The organism is Natronohydrobacter thiooxidans, from assembly GCF_001884735.1.
GTDB lineage: Bacteria > Pseudomonadota > Alphaproteobacteria > Rhodobacterales > Rhodobacteraceae > Roseinatronobacter > Roseinatronobacter thiooxidans_A.
Window position 1 is genome coordinate 1 of the sequence record NZ_MJAP01000001.1, and the last position, 19,576, is coordinate 19,576.

A 19,576-nucleotide genomic window follows, 5' to 3' on the forward strand; every position below is an offset into this window, starting at 1 on the left:
AGGAAAAAAATCACGCAGGGGACGAAAACCCCGGATACCAAAAGGCTTAACGGCAGTAGGGCCCGCTACGGTGCCGCGCCGTGTCATAATGGAAATGATCTTCATGCATCCCGTCCGAGCCCGGCCCGAGCGTGGTGCCGAATGTCCCGCAGGCGGCGCGGTGGATCTGCTGCAATGTCCGGGAATGGCGCGACCCGCGCCAGTCACGCAGCACATTCATCTCGGATCCATCCGCCAGAATGATCGCGCTGATATCGATGGCCCGGCCGCGACCATGTTCGGAAACGCGCGCCCCGGACCGGTGATTGCGCGGGCGGCACACATAATGCGCGGCAACGCGCAACTCGCTCACCCCGCCGCCCTTGCGCCGGATGGCAGGCTTGACGCCGGTCTTGACCCAGCGGTGCAGGGCGGCGGCGGTTTCGCAATCCAGGATCGCCGCCTGCGAGAGCTGCACCCCGTCGACATGGGTGACCCGCACCGGCGCATCGACCCCGCAGCCCGCCACCTGCGAGGTGATCGGCGGAATGACCTCGCCTGCGAGCCCCGGCACGCCGCAAAGCCTGCCAGAGGGCCGTGGCCCGGTAACCGCACGCGAGGGCTGGCCCCGAAAGGAGATATTGCGCAGCGGGTTCATCCGGCTCAGCAGGCCACCGGTCTGCGAGGTGCTCAATCCCGCTGCGGGCTGCGCGGCGCGGTCAACACGGCGTTCGGAACTGCACCCCACCAGGACCGCCAATGCCAGCCCGCAGGCGATTGCTGCGCCTTTCCTCATGCCCGTGCCTCCGTCAGCTCGTTTTTTTTGTCTTTGCGCGCCCGAAATCCGGGGCGTCCGTATCTTGCCCGGCCTCGATGATACCACGCCGAATCGCTCTTGTCCGCGTGAAATAGGCATGCAGCAAATCGCCATCGCCCTGCCGTATCGCCCGCTGCAGCGCAAAAAGCTCTTCTGTGAACCGTCCGAGGATCTCCAGCGTGGCATCCTTGTTGTTGAGGAACACATCGCGCCACATCACCGGATCCGAGGCCGCGATCCGGGTGAAATCGCGAAAGCCTGCGGCGGAATATTTGATCACTTCGCTGTCGGTCACGCGGCGCAGATCATCGGCGACGCCCACCATCGTATAGGCGATCAGATGCGGCGTGTGGCTGGTGACAGCCAGCACCAGATCATGATGCGGCGCATCCATCAGATCGACATTCGCGCCCAGTCCGCGCCAGAACCGGGACAGACGGTCGAGGGCAGCCGGATCCGCCCCCTCAGGCGGCGTCAGGATGCACCAGCGATTGTCGAACAATTCGGCAAAACCCGAGCGCGGGCCGGAATGCTCGGTGCCCGCCAGCGGATGGCCGGGAATGAAATGGGCATGGTCCGGCAGATGCGGGGCCACGGCATCGATCACCGCCTGTTTGACCGATCCGACATCGGTGATCGTCACCCCTTGGGCCAGATGCGGGGCGATCTCGCGCGCGACCTCGGCCATCGCGCCCACCGGCACGCAGAGCACGACCAGATCGGCGCCTGCGACGGCTTCGGCCGCCGTGTCACAGACCTGATCGACCAGAGCGATCTCTGCGGCCACGGCGCGGGTCTCGGGCGAGCGCGCTGTGCCGGTCATGTTGTCCGCCAGCCCGGCGCGGCGAATCGCATGGGCCATGGAAGAGGCGATCAGCCCCAGACCGATAAAGGCGACGCGCTGATACAGCGCGCTCATCGCTGCGTCTCCATGAAAGCGGCGATCACATGGGCCACCCGGCGGCAGGCCGCTTCGTCGCCCACAGTGATGCGCAGCGATTCGGGCAGCCCATAGCTTGCCACCTGCCGCACGATCAGCCCCTCGGCCAGCAGGGCCGTGTTGCAGGCATCCGCCTGTTCCGCGTCGCGAAACCGCGCCAGCACGAAATTCGCATGGCTGCGATCCGTGGCCACGCCGGTTTCATTCAGCTTGTCGGCCAGCCAGTCGCGCAGCCGTGCATTCTCGCTCAGCGAGCGCGCGATATGTGCAGCATCGCCCAGCGCCGCCTCGGCCACGTCCAGCTGGACATTCGACAGGTTGAACGGCCCGCGCACCCGGTTCAGCACATCAATCACATGCTGCGGGCCATAGCCCCAGCCCACGCGCAAACCGCCCAGCCCATAGAGCTTCGAGAAGGTGCGCGTCATCACCACATTCTCGCGCGTATCGACCAGCGCGGCACCACCATCATAGCCTTCGGCAAATTCGGCATAGGCCCCGTCCAGCACCAGCAGCGTCTGCGGCGGCAGGTTCTCGGCCAGTCGCGCGATTTCCTCGACCGGGATCATGGTGCCGGTGGGGTTGTTCGGATTGGCGATAAACACCAGCCTTGTGCGCTTCGTCACTGCGGCCAGAATCGCATCGACATCGGTCACGCGATCATGCTCCGGCGCGACAACCGGTGTCGCCCCCGCTGCAAGCGCCGAGATGCGATACATCAGGAAGCCGTGCTGCGAATACAGCACCTCATCCCCCGGCCCGGCATAGGCCTGGCACAGAAAGGTGATGATCTCATCCGACCCGGCACCGCAGATGATGCGCGCGGGGTCCAGCCCGAAACGCTCGCCCAGTGCCGCGCGCAGGCCCGCATGATCGGTCGAGGGGTAACGATGCAGGTCATGGCCCGCGCGGATATAAGCCTGCCGCGCCAGATCGCCGGCGCCGAACGGGTTTTCGTTCGACGAGAGTTTCACCACATCATCGCGCCCCGCGATCCTGGAGGTGCCGCCCTGATAGAGCGCGATCTCCATGATCCCGGCTTGCGGGCGGATATGCTTGTGCATCGCTTGCCCCATTGCCACAATCTGCGCCAGTCTTTAGCGCCAGTCCTGCGATGTGACCAGCATGCGAGGCAGATTTTTCCGCGTCAATGCAAGGGCGTTGCGGCTGCGCCGCGCTCGGGGCAACGACTCAGCGCCAGAACTCAGGACTTGTCCTGATCAGGATCGTCGAGCCTGCCCAACTGACTGGCGCGCGGGTAGGTGCCGGTCTCGTTGCGGGTGCGGGTGGCAAGGACGGGGCGGTTCTCCGACACATTCGCCTTTTCCTCGCGCATTACGATATAGATGCCGCTGGCGATGATCACCACCGCCCCGAGGATCGTGAAGAGATCGACCCCCTCGCCAAAGAACAGCGCGCCAAAGATCACCGCCCAGATGATCTGCGAATACTGCATCGGCGCGATCTTATAGGCCGCCGAACGTTTATAGGCCGCAATGACAAACATGCTGGCGACAATGGCCAGCGCCGCCATCAGGGCAAGCCCGCCAAAATGCGCCAGCGGCATGGGCTGATAGACGAAGGGCAGCGCCAGCCCCATCAGCACCAGATTGGCCATCATCGGATAGAGCAGCAACACGACATTGCGCTCTTCCTGCCCGATCTTGCGCACGATGATCGAGGCCAGCGAACTGCAGGCAGCCCCGATCAGCGCCGCCAGATGGCCCAGCCCCAGACCATCGCCCTCACCGGGGCGCAACACAATCAGAACCCCCACCAGCCCGACCACGACCGCGGCCGCACGCCTTGGTCCCACGCGCTCGCCAAGGATCGGCACCGACAGGATGGTGATCAGCAAAGGGGTGGCAAAAAGAATCGCATAGGTCTGCGCCATCGGCAGGACCGAGAAAGCATAGAACACGCTCAGCGCCGTGATCGCCGCAGCCCCGGTGCGCAAGGCGGTCCAGCCGGGGCGGCGTGGCAGCAGATTGCCATCGGTCGGATCGCGCATCAGCATCAGCATCGCCCAGGGCAACCCCAGAAGCACGCTGAAAAACACGATCTGCACCGGGCTGTAGCTCTCGCCCAGAAACTTGACGATCACATCATGCGCAGAGAACAGGGCAAACGCGGCCAGTGCCAGCAGCGGCCCGGCCAGACTCGACTGTGTGATATCCTTCATCGACGCCATGCCGTGCCCTATTTTTCTGGTAGGGCTAACATGGCCTGACAGCGGCAATCAACCCGCTTCGCGCGGCCCGTGCCAGATAACTTTCGCGCCACCCGCCTGCATCTGATCGCCAGCCCTGTCAAAGCGCAGATAGGCAATGGCGCGATCCCCGGAGCGGGTGAAAATCTGCCCGGCGACCTTCTCGCCTGCCAGAATATCGGCGCCCCTCTCGGCCGGGCCGGAGATCTCGACGGTAACGAACCCTTTGCGCAATTCGGTCTTGTGATGCATGCGCGCCGTCACTTCCTGCCCGACATAACAGCCCTTGCGGAAATCAACGCCGCTCAGCCGGTGAAGTCCCGCTTCCAGAATAAAGGTCTCTTCGGGTACCAACTCGATCCCGGTCTCGGGGATGCAATGCGCGACACGCAGCGCCGCCCAATCCGTGCCATCCTCGGGCAAGTCCTGCCCATATAGCCGCCAGCCCAGCGCGGCATGTCGCGGATCCGCCAGCGCGCCTTCCGGCGCCGGGCCAGTTCCCCGGCTGACCGGCAGCGCCTCGCGCGTCACTGTCACGGCCGAGCGCAGCTTGTAGAGACTCAGCCGCCGCAACAGGGCATCCGCAAGCTCTTCCGCGACATCGACCAGAATGTCATCACCATCAGCGACCAGAAAGAAATCCGCCAGATACTTCCCCTGCGGCGACAGCAAGGCCGCATAAAGGATCCCCGTCTGCCGCAAGGCGCGCAGATCATTCGTCACCAGACCCTGCAGAAATGCCAAGGCATCCGGCCCTGCGACTCTGAGAATTGCGCGCTGCATCTTTCCCCCGTTCCAGTTTCAGCCCGCTAGATAACCCGTCGCGCCCCTGTCGAACAGGGGCGCAGGCCAGCTTAATGCGCGGGCCTGATGAATGTGCCATTGCGCAGATCACGCATCGCCTGCTGGATTTCGGCCTGCGTATTCATCACGATCGGGCCGTGCCACGCGACCGGCTCCTGCAACGGCGCGCCCGAGATCAGCAGGAAACGCACCCCTTCCTCCCCGGCCTGAACCGTGACCTCATCGCCGGTTCCAAACCGGATCAGCGTGCGGTCGCCGGACATGTCGCGGATATTCACTTCCTCGCCCATGACCTCTTTTTCCAGCAGCACCCCGGTCGGCTGCGAGGCATCGGCAAATGCCCCCGACCCGGCAAAGACATAGGCAAAGGCGCGGCGATAGGTATCGACCTTGAAACTCTTGCGCACACCGGGCGGCACGGAAATATCCAGATATTGCGGATCGGCGGCGATTCCGTCCACGGGACCGCGCTTGCCCCAGAATTCGCCGACAACGACGCGCACCTTGGTCCCGTCATCGTCGATGACCTCGGGAATATCCTTGCCTTTCACATCCTGATAGCGCGGCGCGGTCATTTTAAGCGCGCCCGGCAGATTGGCCCAAAGCTGGAAACCATGCATCTGGCCCTTCGCATTCCCGCGCGGCATTTCCTGATGCAGGATGCCGGAACCCGCCGTCATCCATTGCACATCCCCCGCGCCAAGCGTGCCGGTATTGCCCAGACTGTCGCCATGATCGACCTCACCGGCCAGAACATAGGTGATGGTCTCGATCCCGCGATGCGGATGCCAGGGAAAGCCGCGCAGGTAATGCTCGGGAATGTCATTGCGGAAATCGTCGAACAGCAGGAACGGGTCCAGCTCCGACGGGTCTTGAAACCCGAAAGCGCGGTGCAGATGGACACCTGCGCCTTCGAGCGTGGGTTGCGCCTTGCGGGATTCGAGCGTGGGACGAAGGGACATGATGGCCGCTTTCATTCTGGAGAAGCATCTGCCCGGAAGATCGTCCCTTGCTGCGGATAAATCAACTGACAGCCATGAACCGCCCCTGTTCGCGGATGCACAGCCGCAACCAGCGCCCTTCCCGATCAGCCTGCGCCACAACCCGCTTTCACGCCCCCGACGTCATCTTGCCCGAAATACTCCCGCCGGAGGCAACGGGCCGCGAGGCCCGTCCCCCTTCCGCCGCAACCGATGGCCCCATTCCGACCTGCGTCGCGCCCCTGTCAGTCCAGCAGGAGTGACAATGCGATCAGACCAAGTGCCCCCGCAAGAACGCTGCCTGCCAGAATGATCACCGGCTGCGCCCGCGATTGCACTGGCGCGACAGGTGGATCAGGCGAGGGGGCATCCCCCATATCCACCACCGGCGGATCGCGCGCATCCGCTTCGCACAAATCGCGCCGCAATTCCTGCAGCATATCGCCGGATAGCACCGCGTCATGCTGCGGCAACCGGCTCTGATGGACCGTTTTCCACTTCCCCGCACGCCGCCCGGAGCGCAATTTCGGCCATCTCGTCCAGACCTCGCGCGGCGGATGGTCGGGCAAGGGAATCACCGTTGAATTGGCAATGATCCCGACACGCGCCTGCCGCTCGGCAAGCCGCGTCCTGCGCATCTCCATATGACCGGTCTGGCCGTCAAACTGATGATCCTGCATGGCATATCCCATCCCTTCGCCACGGATTCTGCCACCCGGAGCTTAAAGACTCGCTAACGCCGCCCTTTCCGACGCCGCCCCGGCACCTTTGAATCAAACTCCGGCGGACGGCGCACAACCCATGCAATGAATTTCGCCAGCCGTGGATGCGCGCGCAGGGCCGCGATGCTGGCATAGTCGCGCGCCAGCTCCGATTCTGTCAGCGTGGCGTGGATCTCGCGATGGCAGATATGATGCAGCAGCACCACCGGCCCACCCTTTCCGCCGCGCAGTTTCGGGACCAGATGGTGCAGGCTCTGCGGCGCATCAGGGGGGATCGGTCGCGCACAAAGCGGGCAGACCGGCAGATTGTCGCAGTCAGCAGGCATGGCACATTACTGAAAAGGACTGGTCAAGACTTCGTGAGGCTTGTAGGGAATCCCCGACACGTCTTGCGCCGCTCCGTCACCAGAGGAACAGACATATGCCCCAGAAGGAAGCAACTCGCCGGGAAATCGCACAGTTGTTTCACGTCTGGAATGATGCCCTGAAAACGGGCGATCCCAAGCAGGTCGCGGCCCTCTACGCGCATGATGCAACCTTGCTGCCCACCTTGTCAAAGGAAGTGCGCCAGACCCCGGAAGCCATCGAGGATTATTTCGAGGATTTCCTGAAACTGCAGCCCAAAGGCGCGATCATCCACCAGAATGTCAGCCTCTATGACCCGATTGCGATCAATTCCGGTGTCTATACGTTCGAGACGATGATCGAGGGCGTGAAACACCATATGATCGGGCGCTTCACCTTCGTCTATCGCAAGGAAGATGACGACTGGAAGATCATCGAGCATCACTCCTCGATGATGCCCGACGACTAGATCACGCCACCGGTGCGCTGGCCAGGGCGAAATCGCCCCGCGCCGCCTCGACACTGGGCCGCCATGCAACATTCTTGTGGTGCCGCAGCTGTGAGCGCAGCACCTTGCGAATCTCGGGCTGCGCGCCGGTGATCACCAGCTTGCAGTCATTGCGCGCCAGCTTGTCGGCCAGGGTCGCGAAGGAATGCGCGCCGCTGGTATCGACAAAGGGGACTTTCGAGAAATCCACGATCAGCGTGTGCGGCAGGTCCGATACCCGGTCCAGCGTGCGCGCAAGTGTTGCCGCCGCGCCAAAGAAATAGGCCCCGCGCAACCGGTACACCACCACCCCCGCCTGTTGCGAGGCCGGGTCATAGGGCGCGTCCGGCGTCACCGCCTCGATCCGTGCCGCTTCCGACATGCGCCGGATGAACACTGCGCCGCCCAGCGCCGTGCCCGCGATGATCCCTTCGGTCAGATCGCGGAACACCACCAGCAGGAAGGTGATCAGCAGCACCGCCGCATCCGCGCGCGTCACGCGCAAGAGCGACAGGAACTCCTCTTTCTCGATCATGTTCCAGGCCACGACCATCAGCAGCCCGGCCAGTGCGGCCAGCGGAATGTATCCTGCCAGCGGCGCGGCGATCAGCAGAAAGACCAGCAGGAACACCGCGTGCAGCATGCCCGAGACCGGACCATGGCTGCCCGCGCGCACATTGGTCGCCGTGCGCGCAATCGTCCCGGTCACACAGAACCCGCCGAAAATGGCCGAGCCGATATTCGCAACCCCCTGCCCCACAAGTTCGGCATTGGATTTGTGGCGCAGCCCGGTCATGCCATCAGCAACCACCGCTGAAAGAAGCGACTCGATTGCCCCCAGCAGCGCGAAAGCCACGGCAAAGGGCAATGACGCCCAGATCAGATCGGGGCTGAACACCGGCAGCGACGGCGCAGGCAGGCTGCGCGGCAATTCCCCGAAACGGTCGCTGATGGTCTCGACCGGCAGGCCAAGTGCGGCCAGGCCGCCCGCCAGCGCGACCGCGATCAGCATACCGGGCCAGCCGGGCCGGAGCTTCCGTAGCCCCAGGATCACCCCCATCGTGCCCAGCGCCACCAGCGTTGCAGGCAGGCTGACGGTCAGGCGCGCATCCCATAGCGCCTGCAATTTCGGCAAGATTTCAGCAGGCTCTGCCGCCACCATCTGCAGCCCGAAGAAATCCTTGATCTGGCTGGCGATAATGATCACCGCGATCCCGGCCGTGAACCCAACAGTCACCGGAAACGGAATGAATTTGATGTAATTTCCTAGCCTTAGCGCACCAATCGCGATCAGGAAGAACCCGGAAATGAATGTCGCCAGAATAAGCCCCGTCAGCCCGATCTGCATGACCGCCGCCGAAACCAGCACGATGAAGGCGCCCGCCGGGCCACCAATCTGGAAGCGCGACCCGCCCATCAGCGAGACCAGAAACCCGCCAATGATCGCCGTGTAAAGCCCGCGCTCCGGCCCCACCCCCGAGGCAATGGCAATCGCCATCGACAGGGGCAGTGCGACGATAGCGACAGTCAATCCGGCCAGCGCATCCGCACGCCATTCCCGCAACCCGTATCCCCGCTTGAGGATCGAGAAGCTCTCGGGCAGGAACTCATCCGACAGGCTGGGCGTTCCGCGCGCAATCATATTCAATTCCTTGTATATTTATGGCGTCCTATAGACCTGCAGCGCCGCAAGGTCAATTCAGGGGCTGGCCGCATGCTCCTTACGTCACATATCGCGTTGTCCTTGGCCAGAGGATTGGTCTAGGCTCCACTGGAAAAACAACAATTGGATCACAGGCATGAGCGCGCAGCTGAGTTTCAGGATTACCCCTTTCGCGGCAGAAACCAGCAGCGCGGTGGATCTGCATCTGGTCGATGCCGAAGATCTGTCCGACTGGACCGACATGCAGCCGAAACGGGTGCGGGCCTTCCTTGAAAGCGTCGGTTTTACCGCGCGCTCGGGCCAGATCGCCTTGGTTCCCGATGCGGACGGTGTGTTAAACTTTGCTGCCGTCGGGCGCGGCACCGCCCGCGACCGGGCCCGCACGCGGTTCTGTCTGGGCGGGGCGCGCGGGCGGCTGCCCGCGCAGACCTACCGGCTGCATCACGCGCTCGACTCCGACGCGCTGGCCGAGGAAACCCTTGGCTGGTGTCTGGGCGGCTATGCGTTTCGCCAGTTCCGGCAGGGCGACGCGCCCGACATCGCCCGGATGACCGCGCCGGAAGGGGTCGATCTCGCGCAGCTCAGCGCCATTGTGACCGGCGAGTTCCTGACCCGCGACCTGATCAACACGCCTGCCTCGCATATGGGACCGGAAGAGCTGGAAGCGGCGTTTCTGGCGCTGGCGCATGAGCATGGCGCGACGGCTTCCGTCATCTATGGTGATGATCTTATTTATCAAAATCTGCCGCTGATCCATGCGGTCGGGCGTGCGTCAGAGCGCAGCCCGCGCCTTTTGGACCTGCGCTGGGGCGAGACGGGGCCGCGGCTGACATTGGTCGGCAAGGGGGTCTGTTTCGACACGGGCGGGCTGAACCTGAAGCCCGGCGCCTCGATGGGGCTGATGAAGAAGGATATGGGCGGGGCTGCAACCGTGATGGGGCTGGCGCATATGATCATGGCGCAGGGCTGGCCGGTGCAATTGCGCGTTCTGGTGCCTGCGGTGGAGAATGCGGTCTCTGGCAATGCCATGCGCCCCGGCGATATTCTGATGTCGCGCAAGGGGTTAAGTGTCGAGGTCAACAATACCGATGCCGAGGGGCGGCTGGTGCTGGCCGATGCGCTGGCCTTAGCGGATGAGGACGCGCCCGATCTGATGATCTGCATGGCGACGCTCACCGGGGCTGCGCGGGTGGCGCTCGGGCCGGATGTGCCACCGTTTTTCACGCAAGATCAAGAACTTGCGCGCGCGCTGATGGAGGCCAGCGCGCAGGTGCGCGACCCGCTCTGGCAGTTGCCCCTGCACCCGGCCTATGAGCCGCAGATCGAACCGGGCATCGCGGATCTGGACAATGCGCCCTCGGGCGGGATGGCCGGGGCGATCACGGCGGCGTTGTTTTTACAGCGTTTTGTCGAGACCTGCCCGCGATTCGCGCATCTCGACATTTATGGTTACCAACCGAGCGCTGCGCCTGCGCGGCCCAAGGGGGGTGTGGGTCAGGGGGCGCGGGCTTTGTTCGCGGCTTTGCCGGGCGTTCTGGGGCTATGAGCGACCCGCGCCTGACACCGTTCAGCGGGCGCGTCGCGCATCTCTCGCTGCAAGGGAAGATCGACGCCCCGGCCTTTACGGCTGGCGAAAATATGCGTGTTTGCAATGGCTTAACGGACCTGCTGCGGGGGCCTGACGGACCTCGGGACCGGCAGATTCTGCATGGTGCGCGGGTCTGTGTGATCGACCGGGACGGGCCATTTGCCTATGTTCAGGCCGAGGCCGATGGCTATTGCGGCTGGGTGCCTGCCGATGCGCTTGGGCCGGATTTTTCTGTTACGCATCAAGTTGTTACGCGGTCCACGCATCGCTACAGCGCGCCGGATCTGAAAAGCCCGGAACAGGGCGCGCTATCGCTGAATGCGCGGGTTGAGATCACCGGCAAGGAAGGGCGTTTCCTGCGCTGTCGGGACGGATTTTGGCTGCCAGAACAACATCTTACGCCGATTGGCCAGCACACGACAGACCCGGTTGCGGTGGCTGAATCGCTGCTGGGCACGCCCTATCTGTGGGGCGGCAACAGTGCTTTCGGGGTGGATTGCTCGGGCCTTGTGCAGCTTGCGCTGCATGCCTGCGGCAAGCCCTGCCCCGGCGATAGTGATCAACAAAAACAAGCACTTGGCGAGAGTTTGCCAGAGAGTGAAGCCCCGCAACGGGGGGATCTGCTGTTCTGGCGGGGGCATGTCGCATGGGTCAGCGCGCCGGATATGATCTTGCACGCAAATGCGCACACGATGTCAGTGGCTTACGAGCCATTCTTGACAGCACTCGCCCGGATCGCGCGCGAGGGGCCGCTGACGGGCCATATCCGGCTAAAATGAAATGCGTTTTCGTCGAGTGAAAAAAGACGCCTGTTTCTGAACGTTTCGTTAATTTTTGCGCGGCTTCGCGCGCAGGGTCGGTGCGGCCTCCAGCGGGTTCTCGGGCCAGGGGTGTTTGGGGTATTGCCCGCGCATGTCCTTGCGCACATCCGCGTAGCTGTCGGCCCAGAATCCGGGCAAGTCCATCGTCACCTGAACCGGCCTGCGCGCGGGGGAGAGCAGGACCATGCGCAGGGGCAGTCGGGCGGGGCCGATCACGGGGTGCGTGGCCAGTCCGAACACCTCTTGCAGACGCAGCTCGACTTGCGGGGCGTCGCCGGAATAGTCGATGGGCGCGCGGTTGCCCAAGGGGGTGACGAAATGCGCGGGCGCCAGTGTGTCGAGGCGTTGCATCTGGTCCCAGTCGAGCATCGCGCGCAGAGACGGCAGCAGGTCGAGGCCGCGCAACTCTTCGGCGCTGCGCTGGCCGGTGAGATGCGGGGCGAGCCAGTGCTCCAATCCCGCGATCAGGGCCGGATCGGACATATCCGGCAAATCCTCGCCCTGCGCGCGCAGAAGTTCCACGCGGGCGATGAATCGCTTTGCGGCGTCCGAGAGCGGCAGTCCCAGATCGCGCAGCCCGTCGCAGGCGGCCCGTGCGAGCGCTTCGGGCGCGGGGTCGGTCCAGTGGCGGTCATTCAGGACCAGCGCGCCGAAACATTCCTGCTGGCGGGCGATCACGCGGCGGTCGCGGCGGGACCAGTCGCAGATGTTGCGCCAGTGGATCTGATCCGCGTAAAGCGCGCGCAATTCGGCTTCGCGCAGGGCAATCGCCTGCCGGATGCGGGCTTCGCGCGGGTCACCATCGCTGTCGGTGACGACAATCAGGCGGGTCTGGGCCAGTGGGTCGCCTTCGGGCAGGACCGCGCCCTTGCCGCCAGAGAGCACATAGCGCGGGGCCTCGCCCTTGCGGCGCAGGCCGATGCGGTCGGGATAGGCCAGCGCGGCCATCTGGCCGGTGCTCAGATCCTGCTGCACCGCCCCGGCCAGACGCCGCAGGCGCGGGAGTTCGGCGCGCAACCGTTCGAGCGTCGGGCGGTGCAGGCTGTGGCTATAGCGCGCGGCGAAGGCTTTGGGGTCGCGCAGCGCGGCGAGGCGCAGGTCCAGATCGACGGAGGCGCCGGAGATGAGGTCGCGCTCGGACAGGAGGGCCGCGAGTTCGGCGCCGGGGCGTCCGGCGCGTTGCAGCATATGGCCAAGGCGGGGATGCAGCGGCAGGGCGGCGAGGTTGCGGCCATGCTCGGTGATGCGGTCGGACGTGTCGAGCGCCTCCAAGCTGCGCAGCAGTGCGCGGGCCTCAGAGAGGGCGGCTTCGGGCGGCGGGGTGAGGAAGCGCAGGCCCTCGGACCCGCCCCAGAGCGCGAGTTCCAGCGCCAGCCCCGCCAAATCGGCGCGGGCAATCTCGGGCGGGGCGAAGGCGGCGAGCGCGCCTTCCTCGCTGCGCGCCCACATCCGGTAGCAGATGCCAGCAGCGACGCGCCCGGCCCGGCCGCGGCGTTGCTCGGCTTCGGCGCGGGTCACGCGTTCGGTGACAAGCCGGGCCATGCCGGTGCCGGGGTCAAACCGCGCGCGGCGCGACAGACCGCAATCGACGACCACGCCGATGCCCTCGATCGTCAGCGAGGTTTCGGCGATGGCGGTGGCGAGCACGATCTTGCGGCCCGCGCGGGCGGGGGCAATGGCGGCGCGCTGGGCGGCGAAGGGCAAGGCGCCGTAGAGCGGGTGGATTTCCGCATTGCCGACGCGCCCGTCGAGCAGCTTTGCCACGCGGCGGATTTCGCCTTCGCCGGGCAGAAAGACCAGCACCGAGCTTTCGGTCTCGGACACGGCCTGCGCGATCAGCGCGCTGGCGGCGGCTTCAAACCGCATCTCGCGCGGGCGGGGGCGGTCCAGCCAGCGGGTTTCGACCGGGAAGGCGCGGCCTTCGGCGGTCAGGATCGGGGCATTGTCCAAGAGTTCCGCGACCGGTGCGGCGTCGAGCGTGGCGGACATGACCACCAGCGCGAGATCGGGGCGGAGCGCCTCGCGCACTTCCCATGCCAGCGCCAGACCCAGATCGGCATTGAGGGAGCGTTCGTGAAATTCATCAAAGATCAGCGCACCGATGCCGGGCAGTTCCGGGTCGGATTGCAGCATGCGGGTCAGGATGCCTTCGGTCACGACCTCGATCCGGGTCGCGGGGCTGACCACCGATTCGCCGCGAATCCGGTAGCCCACACGCGCGCCGACCTCTTCGCCCAGAAGCCGCGCCATCTGTTCGGCGGCGGCGCGGGCGGCAAGGCGGCGGGGCTCCAGCATGGTGATGCGGCCCGGGATCTGGTCCATCAGGGCAAGCGGCACGCGGGTTGTCTTGCCCGCGCCCGGCGGGGCCTGCAGCACCAGACGGCCCGCGCGGGCAAGCGTGGCGGTCACATCGGGCAGGATGGCGTCAATCGGCAGGGTCATGGGGCCATGATATGCGTCGATGCGCGATGCTTGTGCAATCCCGCATCTGTCCGTGACGGTGGTAGCACTGATCAGCGCAAAATGGCACGCCTGCGGGACTCCAAGGCAGTTGTGATTGACCTCATCACGTTTCAGTGGCTAATCAGTCCTGGGGATACTGATAGAATTTGAGGGGACAGGCTTTGCAGCCACCTATTTCGAGACGGGCGTTTCTGGCGACTGGCTCCGCGCTGGTCCTCAGCGGCTGTGCAGTGCCGCGCGGCGCGCCGACCCGCTCTGAGGTCGTCAAGGGGGCCGAGGACGAGGAGGCGGGTTTCATGCTGGAACTCGTCACGCGGGAACGGCTCGCGCTCTATCCGGAATGGGGCGATCCCGAGGCGAAGACGCGCACCGGCTGGCCGAATGGCGGCGTCCCGCCCACGGATCAGCGGCTTGCGCCGGGGGACAGGCTGGGCGTGCGGGTCTGGGATGCGGAGGAATCCTCGCTTCTGTCCGGCGCAGGCGCGCCTTTTGCCGATATCGCGAATGTCGTGGTCACCTCTTCGGGGCATATTACCCTGCCCTATGTGAGCCGGGTGCATGTGTCCGGGTTGACGCTGGATGGTGCGCGGGAGCGGATTCAGGAGCAGATGACCTCGATCAGCCCTTCGGCGCAGGTGCAGCTTGAGGTCAAGGAAGGCCGACGCAATTCGGTGGAGATGATCGGCGGGGTGGCGACGCCCGGAACCTATCCGCTGACCGAGCGCAATCTGCCGCTGAGCAGCCTGATCGCGGCGGCGGGGGGCGTGGACGGGTCGCTGGAAAACCCGCAGGTGCAGTTGACGCGCGGCTCGAATGTCTATCGCCGGTCGCTGGAGCATGTGCTGGCCAGCCCGGCCAATGACCCGCCGCTGCAGGGCGGGGACCGGGTGGTGATCTCGGCGGATCAGCGCACCTTCAAGGCATTGGGCGCTGCGAATCGCGAAGAGGTGATCCGGTTTGACGCACCCAAGGTCAGCGCCTTGCGGGCCTTGTCGATGATGGGCGGGATGAGCGACACGCGCGCCGATCCGCGCGGGATTCTGGTGTTGCGCAGCTATCCGCGCCTGACCGGGGGGCAGCCCTATGGCTCTGATCATACGCGCGTCGTGTTCAGCTTCGATCTGACCAATGCCGAAGGGCTGTTCAATGCCGATGAATTCGCGCTGCAAAGCGACGATATCGTCATGGCCACCCAAGCGCCTGCGACCACCACGACACGGGTTCTGGCGCTGATGGGCGGGTTCTTCGGCTTCGGGCGCTCTGTCAGCAACTTGTGAGTGGTCCGCGCGTTCTGGTCCTTGGGGCGAGTGGCCGCATCGGGGCGATGCTGCAGCGGCATTGGCATGGGCGGGATATGCGCCCTCTCTGGCAGTATCGTGGAGCGCCTGCCCCGGCGGACAGTGTGATCGGCGATCCGTTGCAGGATGGCGCAGCGCTTGCCGCGCGGTGCGGGCGGCTGGATGTGGTGCTGGCGCTCTCGGGCGTGGTGCCGGGGCGCGGTGATCTGGGCCTGAACAGCGCGCTGGCGCTGGCGGCGCTGGATCTGGGCGCGGCTGCGGGCGCGCGGCGGGTGTTTCTCGCCTCTTCCGCTGCGGTTTATGGACCGGGCGCGCAGGCCCTGCGCGAGGAGGATCCGCTGCAGCCGGGCAATGACTATGGGAGAGCCAAGGCCGCGATGGAGCGGGCTGCGGGCGCGCATGCGGCGGCTTTGGGGCTGGATGTGAGCGTGCTGCGGATCGGCAATGTCGCGGGGGCGGATGCGCTGCTGGGTCCGGCAGGGACGACCCGGCGGCTGGACAGGTTTCCTGACGGGCAAGGGCCGCGCCGGTCCTATATCGGGCCGCGCATGCTGGCGGATGTGCTGGCGGAACTGGTGCGGTTTGCAGCACTCGGGCAGGATCTGCCCGGATGCCTGAATATCGCGCAGCCCGGTGCGGTCGCGATGGAAGACCTGTGCCGCGCTGCGGGGTTTGCGGTCACATGGCAGCCGGCTCCGGAAGGGGCGCTGGCCTCGGTCCTGTTGGATGTATCGCGGCTGCGCGCGCTGGTCGCGCTGCCGGAGGCGCGCGCGGAAGCGCTGGTCGCCGAGTGGCGTGCGGATCAGGAGGCGGCGGGATGACGCGCTCAAAGCGCCTGCTGGATCTGGTGCTGCTGGCCCTGATGGCCCCGGCTCTGTTGCCGCTGCTGGGATTGCTGTGCCTGGTACTCTGGGCCGCTCAGGGTCGCCCGATTTTCTACGGCGCAGAGCGGATGCGCAGCGTGACCGAGGGGTTCACGCTGTGGAAGCTGCGCAGCATGACCGGAGCCGCGCGCGACAGTGGTGTCTCGGGCGGGGACAAGGCGGGGCGGATCACACCGATGGGACGCCGGTTGCGGCGCGTGCGACTGGATGAGGTTCCGCAGATGCTGAATATTCTGCGCGGGGATATCAGCTTCGTCGGGCCGCGCCCGCCCCTGCGGGAGTATGTCGAGCGGTTTCCGGCGATCTACGAACATGTTCTGCGCGCGCGTCCGGGGGTCACGGGGCTGGCCTCGCTGGTCTATGCCGGGCATGAAACCCTGCTGCTGGCGCGCTGCACCACGCCGGAAGAAACCGATGCGGTCTACGCGCGGGCCTGTGTGCCGCGCAAGGCGCGGCTGGATCTGATCTATCAGCGCCATCAATCGGTGGGATTCGATCTGTGGCTGGTGGCAGTCACGGCTGCGCGGGTTTTCGGGCTGGCCAAGGGGCGGCGATTGCCACGCCCGCCGCTATCGGGGTCATAAAATGGGCGCTTTCCTTGCGCAGAGTCGCCAACATGGTATCGATTCGGTAAACTTTGGGCCTGAGGTGACGGAAAGGTTTTCATGAGTTCTGCTATTGTTCCAGTCTTGCTCTGTGGTGGGTCGGGCACGAGGCTCTGGCCGTTATCGCGCAAGAGCTATCCCAAGCAATTTGCCCGAATCACCGGCAGCGAAAGCCTGTTCCAGTCGTCGAGCCGACGCCTGTCGGGGCCGGGATTTGCCGCGCCTGTGGTCGTGACCGGATCGGATTTCCGCTTTCTGGTGACCGAGCAACTGGCGGCTATCGAGATGGCGCCGCGCGCGATCCTGATCGAGCCTGCGCCGCGCAATACCGCGCCTGCGATTGCGGCGGCGGTGGTGCAGCTTGCGGCTGAGATGCCGGAGGCGCTGATCCTTGTGGCGCCGTCTGATCATGTGATTCCTGACGCCGCCGCCTTTCGCGCTTGCGTCGAGGCCGCGCGCCCTGCGGCCGAGGCGGGGCAGATCGTGACCTTCGGCATCCGCCCGGACCGGGCGGAAACCGGCTATGGCTGGCTGGCGCTGTCGCAGACCCCGCAGGAGGGGGTGGCGCAGCCCTTGCAGGCTTTTGTCGAGAAGCCCGATCTGGCGACGGCAGAGGCGCTGCTGACAGGCGGAATGCATCTGTGGAATGCCGGGATTTTCCTGTTTTCGGTGCGCAGCATGCTGGCGGCATTGGAGCGCCATGCGCCGGGTGAACTGGCGCTGGTGCGCGCGGCGGTCGAGGGGGCGCAGGCCGATCTGGGCTTTACCCGGCTTGCACCTGCGCCATGGGCGCGGTTGCAGGATATCTCGATTGATTACGCGGTGATGGAGAAGGCCGATAATCTGAGCGTGGTGCCCTATGCGGGTGCATGGTCCGATCTGGGCGGCTGGGAGGCGGTCTGGCGCGAGGCGGGGCCGGATGCGGACGGGGTGGTCGTGAATGGCCCGGCGACGGCGATTGACTGCGAAAACAGCCTGTTGCGGGCCGAGAACCCGGATCAGCAGCTTGTCGGCATCGGGCTGCGCGATCTGGTGGTGGTGGCCATGCCCGACGCGGTGCTGGTGGCCGACCGGGCGCGAGGGCAGGATGTGAAACTGGCGGTGGCGGCGCTGAAAGCGAAGGGCGCGGCGCAGGCCGAGACCCTGCCGCGCGATTACCGGCCCTGGGGCTGGTATGAGAGCCTTGCCATCGGCGGGCGGTTTCAGGTCAAGCGGATTGTGGTGCATCCGGGGGCGGCGCTGTCGCTGCAAAGCCATCATCACCGCGCCGAGCATTGGATCGTGGTCGAGGGCACGGCGCGGGTGACGATTGGCGAGGAGGTGCAGCTCGTGACCGAGAATCAGTCGGTCTATATTCCCTTGGGCGCGAAACACCGGATGGAGAATCCCGGCAAGCTGCCGCTGACGCTGATCGAGGTGCAGACCGGGGCTTATCTGGGCGAGGATGACATCGTGCGCTACGAGGATGTTTATGCGCGCGGGCAAGGGGCCAAGGGATGAGCCTGAGCTGCTTCAAAGCCTATGACATTCGCGGGCGGTTGGGGATTGATCTGGACGGCGGGATTGCAACGCGCATCGGGCGTGGGTTTGCGCGCGCGCTGGGGGCGCGGCGCGTGGTGCTGGGGCGCGATGTGCGGGCCTCTTCCGGCGAATTGTGTGACGCGGTGGCCGAGGGGTTGCTGGCCGAAGGGGTCGAGGTCTTGGATCTGGGCCTGTGCGGCACGGAAGAGGTTTATGCCGGGACCGCACTGATGGCGGCGGATGGGGGGATATGCGTTACGGCCTCGCACAATCCGATGGATTGGAACGGGATGAAGCTGGTGCGCGCGGGGGCGGCGCCGCTGGATGCGGCAAGCGGGCTTGCGCAGATCCGCGCGCTGGCCGAGGCGGATGATTTCGGGCCTGCGCGCGAGGGGGGCCTGCGGCGCGATGTGGCGGATGCGGCGCGCGCGGGCTATGTGGACCGGGTTCTGTCCTTCGTGGATGTGTCAGCGCTGCGGGACTTGCATATTCTGGTCAATGCGGGCCATGGCGCGGCGGGTCCGACATTTGATGCTTTGGCCGGGGCGCTGGCGGCGCGCGGCGCCCCCTTGCGCTTCACGCGGCTTTATCACGACCCGGATGGCCGTTTTCCGCAAGGGATTCCGAACCCGCTGCTGCCCGAGAACCGGCCTGCGACGGCAGAGGCCCTGCGCAGGGCGGATGCGGATTTCGCTGTCGCCTGGGACGGGGATTTCGACCGCTGTTTCCTGTTCGATCATGAGGGCAATTTCATCGACGGCGAATATGTGGTCGGGCTGCTGGCGGCGTCATTCCTGACCAAGGAACCCGGCGCGCGGATCATCCATGACCCGCGGGTGATCTGGAACTCGCGCGATGTGATCGCGCAGGCGGGCGGTGAGGCCATTCAGGCGCGCACCGGGCATGCTTTCATCAAGCAGGCGATGCGCGATCATGGCGCGCTTTATGGCGGCGAAATGTCGGCGCATCATTATTTCCGCGATTTCTTTCATTGCGACAGCGGGATGATTCCCTGGCTCTTGATCGCGGAACTGGTCAGCCGCGAGGGGCCGCTCGCGGGACTGGTGGCGGCGCGCAGGGCGGCGTTTCCCTCTTCGGGCGAGATGAATTTTCAGGTCGCGGATGCGGCAGGGGCGATGGCGCTTGCGGCAGAGATCTTTGGCCCGCAGGCGCGGGGGCGGGATGATACCGATGGTCTGAGCCTTGATCTGGGGGAATGGCGGTTCAATCTGCGGGCGTCGAATACCGAGCCGCTGCTGCGGCTGAATGTCGAGACGCGGGGGGCGGATCCGGCGCCGTTCGTGGCGCAGGTCAAGGCGGCGCTGGGGCTGTAACTGGTGTGCATTTCTGCCTGCTTGGGCAGGCTGCGCGCGCGCTGCCCACGGGGGGACGGGCCTTGCGGCCCGTGGCCTCCGGCGGGAGTATTTTTCGGCAAGATGAAGGCAGGGGG

Annotated in this window: 18 protein-coding genes; 8 read left to right on the top strand and 10 right to left on the bottom strand. The window is 65.5% G+C overall.

Translation table 11 applies throughout. The features are described 5' to 3' along the window. Positions 1–46: 46 nt before the first annotated feature. From BG457_RS00005 to BG457_RS00040, 8 genes are all read right to left on the bottom strand, one after another. Positions 47–775 (bottom strand): extensin-like domain-containing protein, encoded by a 729-nt coding sequence (locus tag BG457_RS00005; RefSeq protein WP_071794901.1) that lies wholly within the window; start codon positions 773–775, stop codon positions 47–49. 13 nt (positions 776–788) lie between these two features. After that, the gene (locus tag BG457_RS00010) at positions 789–1,715 is read right to left on the bottom strand and encodes a prephenate/arogenate dehydrogenase family protein (protein WP_071794902.1); all 927 of its coding nucleotides are present in this window, start codon (positions 1,713–1,715) and stop codon (positions 789–791) included. After that, positions 1,712–2,800 (bottom strand): histidinol-phosphate transaminase, encoded by a 1,089-nt coding sequence (hisC, locus tag BG457_RS00015; RefSeq protein WP_071795098.1) that lies wholly within the window; start codon positions 2,798–2,800, stop codon positions 1,712–1,714. Before hisC ends, BG457_RS00010 begins: the two co-directional genes overlap by 4 nt. Positions 2,801–2,940: 140 nt before the next feature. Beyond that, on the bottom strand, positions 2,941–3,918 hold the full coding sequence (locus tag BG457_RS00020) for a DMT family transporter (protein ID WP_071795099.1): 978 nt from the start codon (positions 3,916–3,918) through the stop codon (positions 2,941–2,943). Between the two features lie 57 nt (positions 3,919–3,975). Further along, positions 3,976–4,728, bottom strand: coding sequence for a CAF17-like 4Fe-4S cluster assembly/insertion protein YgfZ (ygfZ, locus tag BG457_RS00025; protein WP_071794903.1), 753 nt, complete (start codon positions 4,726–4,728; stop codon positions 3,976–3,978). 71 nt (positions 4,729–4,799) lie between these two features. Further along, entirely contained in the window at positions 4,800–5,711 is a 912-nt protein-coding gene (locus BG457_RS00030; RefSeq protein ID WP_071795100.1) for a pirin family protein, read from the bottom strand. Between the two features lie 263 nt (positions 5,712–5,974). Continuing rightward, the gene (locus BG457_RS00035) at positions 5,975–6,409 is read right to left on the bottom strand and encodes a hypothetical protein (RefSeq protein WP_139257475.1); all 435 of its coding nucleotides are present in this window, start codon (positions 6,407–6,409) and stop codon (positions 5,975–5,977) included. A gap of 53 nt (positions 6,410–6,462) precedes the next feature. Beyond that, entirely contained in the window at positions 6,463–6,777 is a 315-nt protein-coding gene (locus tag BG457_RS00040) for an HNH endonuclease family protein (protein WP_071794905.1), read from the bottom strand. Between the two features lie 95 nt (positions 6,778–6,872). Here BG457_RS00040 and BG457_RS00045 point away from each other — a divergent pair, with 95 nt between their 5' ends. Next, positions 6,873–7,265, top strand: a complete 393-nt coding sequence (locus tag BG457_RS00045; RefSeq protein WP_071794906.1) for an SgcJ/EcaC family oxidoreductase — start codon at positions 6,873–6,875, stop codon at positions 7,263–7,265. Position 7,266: 1 nt separating this feature from the next. On the opposite strand, the gene BG457_RS00050 is transcribed toward BG457_RS00045, so the two are convergent. Further along, positions 7,267–8,925, bottom strand: a complete 1,659-nt coding sequence (locus tag BG457_RS00050) for a SulP family inorganic anion transporter (protein WP_071794907.1) — start codon at positions 8,923–8,925, stop codon at positions 7,267–7,269. A 157-nt stretch (positions 8,926–9,082) separates the two neighbouring features. On the opposite strand from BG457_RS00050, the gene BG457_RS00055 reads away from it, so the two are divergent. Together BG457_RS00055 and BG457_RS00060 are read left to right on the top strand one after the other, a co-directional pair. Beyond that, positions 9,083–10,492, top strand: a complete 1,410-nt coding sequence (locus BG457_RS00055) for a leucyl aminopeptidase family protein (protein WP_071794908.1) — start codon at positions 9,083–9,085, stop codon at positions 10,490–10,492. Continuing rightward, on the top strand, positions 10,489–11,313 hold the full coding sequence (locus tag BG457_RS00060; RefSeq protein WP_071794909.1) for a C40 family peptidase: 825 nt from the start codon (positions 10,489–10,491) through the stop codon (positions 11,311–11,313). The genes BG457_RS00055 and BG457_RS00060 overlap by 4 nt, the downstream gene beginning before the upstream one ends. Before the next feature lie 48 nt (positions 11,314–11,361). Here the strand turns inward: BG457_RS00060 and hrpB are convergent, their stop codons facing one another. Continuing rightward, a complete protein-coding gene (gene hrpB / locus BG457_RS00065; RefSeq protein ID WP_071794910.1) occupies positions 11,362–13,797 on the bottom strand; it encodes an ATP-dependent helicase HrpB in 2,436 nt (811 codons plus the stop codon). A 182-nt stretch (positions 13,798–13,979) separates the two neighbouring features. Here hrpB and BG457_RS00070 point away from each other — a divergent pair, with 182 nt between their 5' ends. The 5 genes from BG457_RS00070 (at position 13,980) to BG457_RS00090 (ending at position 19,460) form a co-directional block, all read left to right on the top strand. Next, positions 13,980–15,095, top strand: a complete 1,116-nt coding sequence (locus BG457_RS00070) for a polysaccharide biosynthesis/export family protein (RefSeq protein ID WP_139257476.1) — start codon at positions 13,980–13,982, stop codon at positions 15,093–15,095. After that, positions 15,092–15,937, top strand: a complete 846-nt coding sequence (locus tag BG457_RS00075; RefSeq protein WP_071794911.1) for an NAD-dependent epimerase/dehydratase family protein — start codon at positions 15,092–15,094, stop codon at positions 15,935–15,937. The genes BG457_RS00070 and BG457_RS00075 overlap by 4 nt, the downstream gene beginning before the upstream one ends. Beyond that, entirely contained in the window at positions 15,934–16,584 is a 651-nt protein-coding gene (locus BG457_RS00080; protein ID WP_071794912.1) for a sugar transferase, read from the top strand. Before BG457_RS00075 ends, BG457_RS00080 begins: the two co-directional genes overlap by 4 nt. Positions 16,585–16,665: 81 nt before the next feature. Continuing rightward, positions 16,666–18,105: a mannose-1-phosphate guanylyltransferase/mannose-6-phosphate isomerase gene (locus BG457_RS00085; protein ID WP_071794913.1), complete on the top strand. Its 1,440-nt coding sequence runs from the start codon at positions 16,666–16,668 to the stop codon at positions 18,103–18,105. Next, on the top strand, positions 18,102–19,460 hold the full coding sequence (locus tag BG457_RS00090) for a phosphohexomutase domain-containing protein (protein ID WP_071794914.1): 1,359 nt from the start codon (positions 18,102–18,104) through the stop codon (positions 19,458–19,460). Before BG457_RS00085 ends, BG457_RS00090 begins: the two co-directional genes overlap by 4 nt. Positions 19,461–19,576: the final 116 nt, after the last annotated feature.

What these genes read in the sequence shown, in the direction of transcription:
- BG457_RS00055 (WP_071794908.1), top strand. Translation starts at nt 9,083, where the DNA reads ATGAGCGCGCAGCTGAGTTTCAGGATTACCCCTTTCGCGGCAGAAACC.
- BG457_RS00050 (WP_071794907.1), bottom strand. Translation starts at nt 8,925, where the DNA reads ATGATTGCGCGCGGAACGCCCAGCCTGTCGGATGAGTTCCTGCCCGAG.
- hrpB (WP_071794910.1), bottom strand. Translation starts at nt 13,797, where the DNA reads ATGACCCTGCCGATTGACGCCATCCTGCCCGATGTGACCGCCACGCTT.
- BG457_RS00085 (WP_071794913.1), top strand. Translation starts at nt 16,666, where the DNA reads ATGAGTTCTGCTATTGTTCCAGTCTTGCTCTGTGGTGGGTCGGGCACG.
- ygfZ (WP_071794903.1), bottom strand. Translation starts at nt 4,728, where the DNA reads ATGCAGCGCGCAATTCTCAGAGTCGCAGGGCCGGATGCCTTGGCATTT.
- BG457_RS00080 (WP_071794912.1), top strand. Translation starts at nt 15,934, where the DNA reads ATGACGCGCTCAAAGCGCCTGCTGGATCTGGTGCTGCTGGCCCTGATG.
- BG457_RS00090 (WP_071794914.1), top strand. Translation starts at nt 18,102, where the DNA reads ATGAGCCTGAGCTGCTTCAAAGCCTATGACATTCGCGGGCGGTTGGGG.
- BG457_RS00045 (WP_071794906.1), top strand. Translation starts at nt 6,873, where the DNA reads ATGCCCCAGAAGGAAGCAACTCGCCGGGAAATCGCACAGTTGTTTCAC.
- BG457_RS00020 (WP_071795099.1), bottom strand. Translation starts at nt 3,918, where the DNA reads ATGAAGGATATCACACAGTCGAGTCTGGCCGGGCCGCTGCTGGCACTG.
- BG457_RS00030 (WP_071795100.1), bottom strand. Translation starts at nt 5,711, where the DNA reads ATGTCCCTTCGTCCCACGCTCGAATCCCGCAAGGCGCAACCCACGCTC.
- BG457_RS00005 (WP_071794901.1), bottom strand. Translation starts at nt 775, where the DNA reads ATGAGGAAAGGCGCAGCAATCGCCTGCGGGCTGGCATTGGCGGTCCTG.
- BG457_RS00035 (WP_139257475.1), bottom strand. Translation starts at nt 6,409, where the DNA reads ATGCAGGATCATCAGTTTGACGGCCAGACCGGTCATATGGAGATGCGC.
- BG457_RS00010 (WP_071794902.1), bottom strand. Translation starts at nt 1,715, where the DNA reads ATGAGCGCGCTGTATCAGCGCGTCGCCTTTATCGGTCTGGGGCTGATC.
- hisC (WP_071795098.1), bottom strand. Translation starts at nt 2,800, where the DNA reads ATGCACAAGCATATCCGCCCGCAAGCCGGGATCATGGAGATCGCGCTC.
- BG457_RS00060 (WP_071794909.1), top strand. Translation starts at nt 10,489, where the DNA reads ATGAGCGACCCGCGCCTGACACCGTTCAGCGGGCGCGTCGCGCATCTC.
- BG457_RS00040 (WP_071794905.1), bottom strand. Translation starts at nt 6,777, where the DNA reads ATGCCTGCTGACTGCGACAATCTGCCGGTCTGCCCGCTTTGTGCGCGA.